Consider the following 11446-nt stretch of genomic DNA (forward strand, 5'->3'; position numbering starts at 1 on the left):
CAACCCTGTGGGAGCGGACTTGCCCGCGAAGAGGCCAGCAAATTCACCACCCACTCAACAGATTAAAATGAGCCCCATGACCATCCAACTCGAATACGGCGAAGTCACTGCCCTTGACCACAAAACCTGCCGCCTCCGAGTCCGCCTCGACGACCGCGACGGCCTCCAGACCTACTGGCTCAACGTGCCTCAACGCAACACCCAAGGCACAAAACGCCGGCCACTCATGCCCGAACTGCGTGAACAAGTGGCGGTGCTGCTCGATGCGGATGGCGTGGGCGGCGTATACCTGGGCGGCATCTACTCAACCGCAGAACCGCCACCGGTTGTGGATGAGGACACGGACTATGTGCGTTTTAGCGACGGGACGGTTTCAACCTACGACCGTGCGGCCGGGGTAATGACGCTGGATTGTGTGGGGGCTTTGCTGGTGAAGTGCGGGCGCAACATCACGGTTGAATCGAGTGGGCCGGTGGTGGTGAAAGCGCTTTCGGCTACGTTGGACATCCCGCAGGTCACGTTGAATGGCGACCTGCGGTTGAGTGGAAATCTGAACGTGGATGGCAACGTTGACGTAAAAGGTACAGTCATGGACATCGGCGGGAATTCGAACCACCACGATCATTGAAAATATGCCCTAGAGAGCCTTGGCCATTCTTTCGAGATCGTCAGCCACAAAACTGAAACCAAAAAAGTTGGTTGGCCGTTCATATGAGAATTCGACTTCGTTTTCGGACTCGTAGCCTGGCAAACGGCTAAGCAATTCGTCGCGTAACATCATCGCTTCAACTTTGAATCGGCGGTCATACTCATCATTGCGTTCATAGGTATTATTTATCATCGTGCGAGCATACTCGTCCCACCCCCGATTCTTTTCCTGCTCTGTGTCTGCATGGCTTGCATTGAACCATCGAGCGTCATGTATCGAGGTATCAAGACGCCGAGATCGTCCAATAAACTCCCTGAGATCAGCTACCAGCTTTAACGCCTTGTCTCTTAACTCAGTCTCTCCAAAGTCGACGACCTCCGCGAGTTTTTCGTCATACTTGGCTGCTTTCTCTCGATAAGCTTCAGTCTGCTCTGACCTCAGGTGCAGGCGTTCCTTCAGGGTTTCGCAGGTGGCTTTCACCTGATCGATAACTGCCGTGTATCGCCAGCAAGCTATGAAGTAGGCGGCTCCAAACATCAAGGCAGCCAGAATCAAGAAGGAGAAGGGAGCCATAGCGATGACAGCCCATTCAGCTTTGATTACTTTCAGTAATTCCATAGGTTTCCCGTGTACGCATATTTTGAACATTGGTTTCACAATCCCGCAGGCTTCCGCTGAAACGCATCCTACAGGCGAGTGGCAATATCAAAGCGTTGGTGAACGCAATGGAGAATTCGGTGAATTCGAATCCTCACTCGTACTAAAACTGAAAGCGGGTCCTGCCCAATCGAAACGTCCATCGTCATCTAAAAGTTGAGGAGGGACAATCTCCTCTAAAACGATGTCATTCCTTGTCACTCGATAGGCGACAGACATTCCCCCTTCCACCCGTTTGAAACGAACCTCTTGGTAGATTCGCCCATTTCGGGCGTTGATAAATATATTAAAACTGCGATCACCGCTCTCACCAAGATCTGCTCCCTCGTACATCAATCTGGAACCACACGGCATGTCTCCAATATCAATATATTGCGCGTACCCGGCATCGTCCTCAGGACGATACTGAGGGGTTTTAACCATTGCTTCCAAGTCAACGATTCTTACACTCACTTGATACAGAGGATATTCCCCGGAGTGTAATGCCAGCCAAGAGGCGTTATTTGCCATAGACCTGAATGGCATGAAAAAACAAAAACTATCTCCCCCTGTCACATGGTTGATCATCTGTAGTGATTTGGCCTCAAGTTGTGTCACCACAGTCTCAAGACGGCTTTCGACATTAGTCAGACTCGACTCCACACCCGCCTGCTTGCGAACCCTGAATATCTGCCCGGTCATCCAGCTAGCCAAAAAGAACGATGGTCCAAAGATCGCAATGACGCTTTTAACCGTAAGCGGTTGCTCCCAAACTGCATAAGCAGTCCATCCAGAGGCAGCAAGAAAAGGAATCCAAAATTCTTTTACTAACTGGTGCATTGTTTTTTTCGAGATGCCAAGCACTTAAGCGACTCCTTTCGATATTTTTGAGATTTTGCCTCATTGGCGGTCCGTACGGCATCTTTAAACTTGATTAAAAGCGGTAGCTGTCTGAGTTCCGCACTATGGGTCCATGACAACGCCCATCCCCCACACCAGCATTACCGCCGCTCACTGGCAGCCCACCCTCGGCACATCCGGCGAAGTGGTCGAGGGCCTGCGCGACATCGACCAGGCCATCCGCATCATCCTGATCACCCCCAAAGGCAGCGATCCGCATCGGCCAGAATTTGGCAGTGACCTGCACCTGTACCTCGACTGGCCCACCAACCGCGTCACGCCACACCTGGTGCGCGAAGCCGTCGACGCAATTCGCCATTGGGAACCCCGAGTCTCGGTGGTCCAAGTGCAAATCCAGATCAACGCCGCGCAAATCACCGTGCGCGTGCAGTGGCGTGTAGCTGGCGAAGTACCCCAGTTGACCGAGGTGCCCTATGCGCGAGCTGCCTAAACCCGAATTCATCAAAATCGACCCCGCCGCCCTAGAGGCCCAACTGATCGCCCGCTACGAGCAGAAGTCGGGCAAAACGTTGTACCCGGCCCAGATCGAGCGGCTGTACATCGACCAAATTGCCTACGCAGTGTCCCGGTTGCAGATGAGCATCCAGAATGCCGGCGAACAACTGCTGGTGCGATTCGCCCGCGGCCCGATCCTCGACTACCTCGGCGAACTGGTTGCCACACCCAGACTGCTGGCCCAGGCCGCCCGCTGCACGGTGCGCTTCACCATGCCTGCGGCCGTGGCGCATCCACTACTGATCCCGATCGGCACTCGGGTCAGCACCCAAGATGCCAAGCTCACCTTCATCACCGATCGGGATGTGGTGATGGCCGCCGACCAAACCCATGTAACCGTCACCGCAACCTGCCTGACCGCAGGTGAGCAAGGCAACGGCTGGACCGTCGGCCAGATCAGCACCCTCGGCAGCTCGCCAGCGACAGGCCTGACGGCCAGCAACACCACAATCACCGCTCACGGTGCCCAAGATGAAGACGATGACCGCTACCGCGAGCGCATCATCCTGGCCCCCGAAGCCTTCAGTAACGCCGGCAGCCGCGCCGCCTATCGTTACCACGCATTGGCTGTGCACCAGTCCATCATCGACGTCACCGTCCATGGCCCAGACGAAGGCCAGCCAGACGGCCACGTCGCGCTGTTCCCACTGACCATCACCGGCTTACCAACGGACGATCTACTGCAACGCATAGAGCACCAGATCAGTGGCGAAAAACTCCGCCCTCTGTGCGACACGGTCAGTGCGCTATCACCCACCGAGGTCGCCTATCAAATCAAGGCAAACATTACTTTCTACGCCAACGCCGACCGCAGCGTCGCCATGGCAGCCGCACAAACCGCCGCGCAGACCTACGCCGCCGAATGCCGCGCCAGTCTCGGCCGCGATCTGGTGCCAGAACAGCTCACCGCAGTGCTTCAAGTCACCGGCGTGTACCGCGCCCATCTGTTTCTACCGGCAAGCTTGCGCGAGTTGCAGGGCAATGAGTGGGCAAACTGCTCCGCCATCCAATTGATCGATGCCGGGGTGGCCTATGACTGATCAGCCGCTGCCGCCTCCATTGGCCGGTGATGAACGTTTCGCGCTGCTGTGCGAGCTGCTTAACCAGGCACTGGCCGAGCTCAATCTCAACGTGATGCTGGTCTACCTGATCGACCTGGTGAAACCCTCGCTGCTACCGGCCTTGGCCGATCAGTTCTCGCTGCTCGACGAAGCCGCCTGGGGCCTGGCCGAGTCCGAAGAGGCCAAACGCAACTTAATCAAAAACGCCTCTGAGCTGCATCGGTTCAAGGGCACGCCTTGGGCGATCCGCGAAATCATTCGTTTGTTGGGCTTTGGTGAAGTCACCCTCCAGGAAGGGCTACACGCGCAGCCGAGCACCGAGGCTTCTGCCTGGTCGCTGTACCGGGTCGTTCTAAAACGCGTCATCACCAACGATCAGGCGATGCTCTTGCGCCGCCTGCTTCTTTCCATCGCCCCGGCACGCTGCCGCCTGGTATCGCTCGACTACCAGACCGTCGCCATTCGCTACAACGCCGTCGCGCGCTATGACGGCCAATACAACCATGGGAGCAGCTAATGGCCGACTTACCCGAATCACCCAACTGGGCGCCTGGCGTCTACCAACTCGAAACATCCGACCCGGTACTGGGTGGGCCAGAGGGCATTACGAACCTACCGGCCAAACAACTGGCGAACCGGACGGGTTGGCTCAAGAAAAAAATCGATGCGCTCCTCGATGGCACAGGCATTCCCTTTGCCAGCCAGCGTGAAGCAGAGAAAGGGTCTAATACCAACAAGCCGATGAATGCACTCAGGGTGTTCCAGGCGATCGGCGCCAAGGTGGTTCAGGCGACAGAGAGCGTGCCGGGTATCGCGCGGATAGCGACTCAAATCATGGTCAAAGTAGGCACCAACAACCGCACGATGGTGACGCCGGAAACGCTCGCAGCAATGTTCCCATTCCGTGGCCGGGCCGTCTTCAACGTGCGCGGGGTATACACCTGGGACGTACCGTCTGGAGTAACCAAAGCATGGGTAGTTGTAATTGCAGGCGGCGGTGGCGGTGCCCGGTCCGGATCATTACCGGGTCCTTCGGGGGGATCTGGCGGGGGTATTGCCAAAAAGCTCGTCGACCTGACCGGCATTACGTCGGTAACGGTCACAGTGGGCGCAGGTGGTGTGGGTGGTTTGGAAGATGGAAACGCAGGCACCAACGGTGGCACCTCGTCATTCGGAACCACCTTATGGGCCTCGAATGGAGTAGGCGGCTTTATCAATGGCCAAGGACCACAAGGGGGGCAAGGTGTGGGTGGTGATGAGAACGGCACCCTCGGCCAAGGCGGCCTCGCTGTGGGCGATAGCAGTAACACAGACTTTCTCGGGGGAGGTGGCGGTGGTGGCGTATCCAAGATTGCAGGGAGCGATAAACAAACGCCGCGAAGTCCGGGACAAGGGGGTGGCGGGCGTAGTGACGGTCCGGCACCTGATGGCGCAGATGGGCAAATAACAATTCAATGGTGATGAGCATGTGGGCACGTATAGAAAACGCAACAGTAGCTGAAGTTACAAACATCGACCCGCAAGGACGGTTCCATCCCTCTTTAATATGGGTAGCTTGCTCCGACGACATACGGTCAGGCATGCAATACGTGAATGGATTGTTCACCGTAACGCCTAGAGCGCCAGTCGACGATGCCGCGCAAATTGCGGCCGTGCGCTATCGGCATGAAGTAGCAGGCATCACCGTCAACGGCGTTCGTATTGATACCCACCGAGCAAGCCAAGCGTTGATCACAGCCGCCGCGCTATCTGCTGTGCTCAATCCGGCTTATGCCTGTACCTGGAAGGCGCTAAGCGGGCCGGTAGAACTGAATGCAGCGCAACTGATCGACGTAGCCAACGCCGTGCGGGTCCACGTCCAGGCCTGTTTCGATCGCGAGTGTCAGTTGCTTGCTGCATTGGCTAAAGGGACTTACAAGGCGGCCATGCTCGATAAGGGGTGGCCAACAGCGCAAGGGGCATAACCATGCAGGAAATTCGCTGTGGCGAATGTCACCGCAAACTCGCCGCCATCCGCGGCTTCATCGAACTACAAATCAAGTGCCCGCGCTGCCGGACACTCAATCACCTGAAGGCCCCGAGCCTCCTATCCGAATGCCCTGAGCATCTGCCCATTAAAGAGCAGACATGCCCCAGCCCACCATTGGAAGCCTGTTCGCAGGCATAGGAGGTTTTGATGTCGGATTCGAAAACGCAGGCTACCGCACCGCCTGGCAAGTGGAACTCAACCCCATCAACCGGGCTGTCCTTGCCGATCGATTTCCACACGCCACCCAATTCGAAGACGTCCGCCACTGCGGCGCCCACAACCTCAACCCTGTCGACGTCATCACCGGCGGCTTCCCTTGCCAAGACATCAGCCTGGCCGGCGCCAGACCCGGCAACAAAGACACCCGAGGCCTGCGCGGCCAACGAAGCGGCCTGTTCTGGGAAGTCATACGAATCCTCAAAGAGACACAACCTCGCTGGGTGGTGCTTGAGAATGTCGTTAACTTGCTCGCTATCAACGATAGCCAAGACTTTGAAACAGTCATCCGGGCCCTTGCGCAATGCGGGTATGTGGGATTCTGGCGAGTGCTTAATGCTCAATATTTCGGAGTCCCCCAGCAACGTCGTCGAGTATTCCTGGTCGCAGGTCATCGACGAATGCCCCCCATGGAGCTGCTGGCTGACGCTGCGCCAGTGGAAGCAATACCTCCAGCGTCTAGCAAGATCCAATGGCCATGCCCCGCGGATGCATGGGCTGCCAATACTCTATTGGCAAACAAAGCAGGCTCACAAATCGCTATGGGCTGTACAACTTTCGTCGCTCAACCGCACGGATGGCATCAGATGGCTGAGCGGCAGCGAGCGTCTGAAGATGATGGGCTTTGCCTCGGACTGGATGCGGCCAACCTTGCAGAGGCTTTCGCTGCCGGAAACGCCGTCGTTACGCAAATCGCGCAATGGATCGCCCAAAAACTAATAAAGGCCGGCTAAAAAAACAGCGGGGACCACGTCCCCGCATTCATTTCCGTTATTCTTTTGCACCACACGCAAAAGATCCCAACCCCATTTACCTCGCACTAGCGCCTGAGTTTTTCGCGCTCGGCATCATTCGATGGCCGAACGACGTGAGATCTTCGTTCGCGATCATGACTGTGTTCGAACCGCGTTGATGTTCGAACACAGGGGGCACGACTTCATGTCGGGCGTGATCATCTATCCGTCTACGCGTGAAGATTGGGCTCAACTGTTTGGGAAGGGACGGTTGAAAGTAGGGGATACGTTCCGCAATGAAAGCCTGACAGGAACAATCTTCTCGCGCCTTGCCCTGCACAACAGCAGACCCGGCGCGGCGGGGAAACTAATTGAGAACGCCCCCTAGGGCTTTTTGAACTTCTGCGGTTAGCATGACGCTTTATCAACGCACCAAGCGACAGGTTGGTTAACGTAACCGAGTGGGTCAAACATTGATCGAACGACGCCAATTCAGCGGAGGCATGAAGGGGAAAAATCTCCGCTACCTGAATGAGAACTCTGGTGAGCCTGCGCGAATGACACGGGCAGGCTTTGTGTTGCTCGAGCATTTCTCGCTGCCCGCGTTCACCCAGGCGCTGGACACCATTGTCACTGCGAATCTGCTACGCCCCGGGCTGTTCTCTTCCCGAACGTTCGGCTTGAATGACGGGGAGGTCATCAGCGATCTGGGCCTGGTCATTCGGCCTGACGCACGTCTCGATTCTTCAGCCATTCAAAACCTGGATCTGCTGGTCATTTGCGGCGGCTACAGGACAGAACTGAAGGCGACTGATGAGTTCATCCACCTGCTGAGAGCGGCGGCAGACCTGGGTGTCAGCCTGGCCGGGTTATGGAATGGCGCGTGGTTCCTGGGCAGGGCTGGGGTGCTGGATGGATATCGTTGCGCCATTCACCCCGAGCATCGCCCCGCGCTTGCGGAAATCTCCAAGGGGACGCATGTCAGCAGTGAGCCCTATATCATTGATCGAGACCGGCTCACTGCCTCCAGTCCCTCTGGGGCATTCCATATGGCGTTGGACTGGATCAAGGAATTGCACGATAAAGCCCTCGTCGAGGGTATTGAGGACATCCTGGCTTTTGAGGAGTCTCGTTATCGGCGCATCAAACCGACTGAAAATATCTGTGTGAGCGCGCCATTACGCGAGGTGGTCAAATTGATGGATGCCAACCTCGAAGAGCCTTTGGAGTTGGAGCAGTTGGCCGTATACGCAGGCCGTTCCCGGCGACAACTCGAGCGTTTGTTCAAGGAGCAACTGGGCACGACACCGCAACGCTACTACATGGAATTGCGGATTACCGAGGCGCGTCGACTCCTTCAGCACACAGAGCTATCTCAGGTCGATGTGCTGGTTGCCTGTGGTTTTGTTTCGCCCAGTCATTTCAGCAAATGCTACAGCTCGTATTTCGGCTACAGGCCTTCCAAGGAAACGCGACTCGTCAAGTGAAAGCATCTTTTCGAGTCTGCGCACCCTCGTGACCTGCCGCGTCACCCTACTTGAAGCGTGCTTCAAAGTCCGGGACCTGCGCCGCTGATTGCTCAGCGGCGCTTGCCGAATACCGATTTGGGTGGCTTGCCGAAAAACCGGGTAAAGGCTGCGCTGAAATTGTTGGGGAACTTGTAGCCCACCTGATAGGCCGCCTGGGCCACCTGGCAACCGCTCTCGAGCAGGGTGTATGCCTTGCGCATGCGGATCTCGTGAAGCATGCGGTGCGGTGTGGAATTGAAGCGGTAATGCAGGCCTTCCTTGAGTTTGAACTCATTGAGCCCCACCGCGGCGCACAGGTAGGGGATGGTCAACGGCTGGTCCATCCGCTCGATCATGATGTCCCGGGCGCGATCGAGTTTCTCGATGTCCACCGCGCTGAACTGCAGGCTGTCGGAACTGGTGGCAGGGCTCAGCAGTTTCAGTTGTTCGGAGAGCAGGCTCAGGGTGTGAATGTGCATGTCCAGGGTGCCGCTCACCCCTTGGTTGAGGTAGCGGGTCAGGGCGGTGGCGTGGCTGGCGCTGGCCGCCGAGGTCTTCTGGAACGCCAGTTGGCGGACGTTACCGTTGCCCAGCAACTGGCGGGTGCGCTGCTCGCCAATGTACTTGTTGAGCATGTTTTCGCCGATCAGCAACCGCAGTTGGGACACCGTTGCCCCGGCTTCGTAACAGCGCTCGCCGAGGCTCATCTGGAACGAGGTGATGGTGGTGTAGCCGGCGCGAAACGACACCGCCGAACCGTCGACGCCCTTGTACCCGGAGTCACCCTGCATGCCGAAGGTGATCACCAGCATATGACGATTGTGCGGGCTGACGGTTTCCTCGATCAGGTTGCGCGTGGGCCGGTAGCGCGAGCGCACCACCATCAGGTCGTCATCCAGACACAAGCGTTCGGAATAGCACTCGCCCAACTCCTCTGGCAATTGCTGGCGCATCCAGCCGCCGGTGTTGTTGCTGACCAGCCGCGAGTGCGTTGACGCGACTCGATACGACTGAGAAATCCTCTGTAAGACCGCCACTTTTATTGTCCTCCTTGATTGGGCTACGGCTCGCATATGGATTAATCCAGAATCCATATGTATACATATGATAAGCATTCGCATTAATGAATATCATGTTTACAAGTCTACTGCCATCTCCGGGGAAGGCAGTGCGCTGATTCATTGATGGGGAAAGCAATGAGCATGCATGTGTTGAAAGCCAGCGGTTATACGCTGTTTGTTGGCTGCTGGGTGGGTGGCGTGACGACTGTCATTGCGCAGACAGAGCTGCCGTCGGTCATCGTCACGGCGAACAAGATCGAGCAGGAACAGGAGAAAGTCCCGGCCAGCCTATCGGTGCTCAACGGCGAAGACCTGCGCAAGGGCGCCATCGATGATCTGGAGCGCCTGGCCCGAGTCACCCCCGGGTTCACCTTTCAACCCTTTGGCCAGTCTGGCACCAACCTGCCGGTGGTGCGCGGCCTGACTTCCAGCTCCACGGCGTTTTCGTCTTCGATGCTGATGCTGGTGGATGGCGTGCCGACCCTGATGGGGCAGGGTTTCGACCACAACCTGCTGGGGGTGGAACGCATCGAGATCCTCCGTGGGCCACAGTCGACCCTCTACGGCCGCAACGCCGAAGCCGGGGTCCTGAGCATCCATACCCGCCAACCCGATGCCGAGCCTTACGCACGGATTGAAGCCGGTGGTGGCAGCCGCGACCAGCGCACCCTGAGCGCCGATGCCAGCACCGCCCTGGTGCCGGACACCCTGTATGCCGGGGTGTCCGGGCAATGGCTGGAACAGGACGGTTTTATCGACAATACCTATCGCGGGGGCCAGGCCGATGACCGCGAACGGCACAGCGCGCGGACGGTCCTGCGCTGGACTCCGGGTTTGGCGACGGACGTCAACCTGCGCTATAGCCGTCAGGATTATCGCGACGGCGGTTCGCAGTGGGGCGCGGTGAATGCCTCACGGCGCGAGGTGCGCTCCGGTACTTCAAGCTGGAACCATTCCAGCGGCCGTAGCTTGTCTCTGGATGTGCTGCATGAGTTCGATTCGGGACTGAAGCTGCACTCGATCACCGCACGCAATGACTTCTACGACCGGGTCCGGCAGGACGCGGATTTCATGCCGGCGGACCTGTTCCATCTGGGTCGCGATTACCACATGAACACCCTGTCCCAGGAGTTTCGTCTGGAAGGCCAGTGGCGCGACAACCAGTGGCTGCTCGGTGCCTATGCCGACCGCGACGATCATGACCTGTCCTATGAGCTGAAGCTGCCCCTGAGCCTGACCCGCACCGACGTGCAATTGGGCGGCAACACCACCGCGCTGTTCGGCCAATGGGTGATGCCCCTGACCGAGCGCTGGACGCTGACGCTCGGTGCGCGGGCCGAGCAGGACAAAGTGCATATCGACCCGGCGGTCGGCAGCCGCCAGAGCGACCAATGGCAACGCTTCACCCCCAAGGCGGCGCTGCAATACGAATGGCAGCCCGACGCCTTTGTGTATGGCAGTTACGCCGAAGGTTTTCGCGCCGGCGGTTTCAATGCCTTCTCCAGTGCCGCCAATTACCCCGGTTACGACCCGGAAAAAGTCAAAACCTACGAGGTCGGGGCCAAGGGCTGGCTCGACGACAAACGCCTGCGCTACTCGGCGGCGCTGTACTGGATGGACGTACGTGACATGCAGGTGCAGCAGATCTTCCAGCCGGGAGTGGTGTACATCACCAACGCCGCCTCGGCGCGCTCGACGGGGCTCGACCTGGAAGCTGAATACCTGTTCGCCGACAACTGGCGGGTGATCAGCGCCGTGGGCCTCAATCGCACCCGTTTCGAACGCTTCAAGGAAGGCAGCAACGACTACCAGGGCAACCGCAACCCCTACGCGCCGGACCTCACCGGCCACCTCAGCCTGCGCTATGACGCTCCCACTGGCTGGTACGCCCAGGGCGGTATCAGTGCCATCGGCAAGACCTACCTGGATTCGGCCAACCAGTACAGCCGTGGCGGCTACGGTCTGATCGACCTGAATGCCGGTTACGACTTCAGCCACTACGGTATATCCGCTTACGTGAAAAACGCCGCAGACAAGCGCTACGACGCCGTCGGCTATCTGAATGGCACAGCCCGGGTCTACAGCCCGCCACGGGAGATCGGCCTGCGGGTCAGCTACGAACTGTGAACGATGAAA

The 11446-nt window shown here is 57.9% G+C and carries 13 protein-coding genes and 1 pseudogene; 11 read left to right on the top strand and 3 right to left on the bottom strand.

Annotated features, from left to right (window positions below):
• The first annotated feature begins 76 nt into the window (after positions 1-76).
• Entirely contained in the window at positions 77-628 is a 552-nt protein-coding gene (locus tag AACY49_RS03560) for a phage baseplate assembly protein V (RefSeq protein WP_339521642.1), read from the top strand.
• A 9-nt stretch (positions 629-637) separates the two neighbouring features.
• Here the strand turns inward: AACY49_RS03560 and AACY49_RS03565 are convergent, their stop codons facing one another.
• Together AACY49_RS03565 and AACY49_RS03570 are read right to left on the bottom strand one after the other, a co-directional pair.
• Positions 638-1267: a hypothetical protein gene (locus AACY49_RS03565; protein WP_339521643.1), complete on the bottom strand. Its 630-nt coding sequence runs from the start codon at positions 1265-1267 to the stop codon at positions 638-640.
• Positions 1268-1354: 87 nt separating this feature from the next.
• Positions 1355-2149, bottom strand: coding sequence for a hypothetical protein (locus tag AACY49_RS03570; protein ID WP_339521644.1), 795 nt, complete (start codon positions 2147-2149; stop codon positions 1355-1357).
• 109 nt (positions 2150-2258) lie between these two features.
• On the opposite strand from AACY49_RS03570, the gene AACY49_RS03575 reads away from it, so the two are divergent.
• The 9 genes and pseudogenes from AACY49_RS03575 (at position 2259) to AACY49_RS03615 (ending at position 8228) form a co-directional block, all read left to right on the top strand.
• Positions 2259-2636, top strand: coding sequence for a GPW/gp25 family protein (locus AACY49_RS03575; RefSeq protein ID WP_339521645.1), 378 nt, complete (start codon positions 2259-2261; stop codon positions 2634-2636).
• Positions 2620-3741 (top strand): baseplate assembly protein, encoded by a 1122-nt coding sequence (locus AACY49_RS03580; RefSeq protein ID WP_339521646.1) that lies wholly within the window; start codon positions 2620-2622, stop codon positions 3739-3741. Before AACY49_RS03575 ends, AACY49_RS03580 begins: the two co-directional genes overlap by 17 nt.
• Positions 3734-4279, top strand: coding sequence for a phage tail protein I (locus AACY49_RS03585; RefSeq protein WP_339521647.1), 546 nt, complete (start codon positions 3734-3736; stop codon positions 4277-4279). The genes AACY49_RS03580 and AACY49_RS03585 overlap by 8 nt, the downstream gene beginning before the upstream one ends.
• The gene (locus AACY49_RS03590) at positions 4279-5223 is read left to right on the top strand and encodes a glycine-rich domain-containing protein (protein ID WP_339521648.1); all 945 of its coding nucleotides are present in this window, start codon (positions 4279-4281) and stop codon (positions 5221-5223) included. The genes AACY49_RS03585 and AACY49_RS03590 overlap by 1 nt, the downstream gene beginning before the upstream one ends.
• A gap of 5 nt (positions 5224-5228) precedes the next feature.
• Positions 5229-5726, top strand: a complete 498-nt coding sequence (locus AACY49_RS03595; RefSeq protein ID WP_339521649.1) for a DUF4376 domain-containing protein — start codon at positions 5229-5231, stop codon at positions 5724-5726.
• 2 nt (positions 5727-5728) lie between these two features.
• Positions 5729-5929: a Com family DNA-binding transcriptional regulator gene (locus tag AACY49_RS03600; protein ID WP_339521650.1), complete on the top strand. Its 201-nt coding sequence runs from the start codon at positions 5729-5731 to the stop codon at positions 5927-5929.
• The gene (locus AACY49_RS03605; RefSeq protein WP_339521651.1) at positions 5890-6741 is read left to right on the top strand and encodes a DNA cytosine methyltransferase; all 852 of its coding nucleotides are present in this window, start codon (positions 5890-5892) and stop codon (positions 6739-6741) included. The genes AACY49_RS03600 and AACY49_RS03605 overlap by 40 nt, the downstream gene beginning before the upstream one ends.
• 121 nt (positions 6742-6862) lie before the next feature.
• A pseudogene (locus AACY49_RS03610) lies at positions 6863-6985 on the top strand (proline racemase family protein); the annotation flags it as partial.
• 229 nt (positions 6986-7214) lie between these two features.
• Positions 7215-8228, top strand: coding sequence for a GlxA family transcriptional regulator (locus tag AACY49_RS03615; protein ID WP_339521652.1), 1014 nt, complete (start codon positions 7215-7217; stop codon positions 8226-8228).
• Between the two features lie 92 nt (positions 8229-8320).
• Here the strand turns inward: AACY49_RS03615 and AACY49_RS03620 are convergent, their stop codons facing one another.
• Complete coding sequence (locus AACY49_RS03620; RefSeq protein WP_258700340.1) at positions 8321-9286, bottom strand: helix-turn-helix domain-containing protein; 966 nt, start codon at positions 9284-9286, stop codon at positions 8321-8323.
• Positions 9287-9445: 159 nt separating this feature from the next.
• On the opposite strand from AACY49_RS03620, the gene AACY49_RS03625 reads away from it, so the two are divergent.
• Positions 9446-11437, top strand: a complete 1992-nt coding sequence (locus AACY49_RS03625; protein ID WP_339521653.1) for a TonB-dependent receptor — start codon at positions 9446-9448, stop codon at positions 11435-11437.
• Positions 11438-11446 lie beyond the last annotated feature (9 nt).

This window comes from Pseudomonas sp. EL_65y_Pfl2_R96, from assembly GCF_963970905.1.
Lineage (GTDB): Bacteria > Pseudomonadota > Gammaproteobacteria > Pseudomonadales > Pseudomonadaceae > Aquipseudomonas.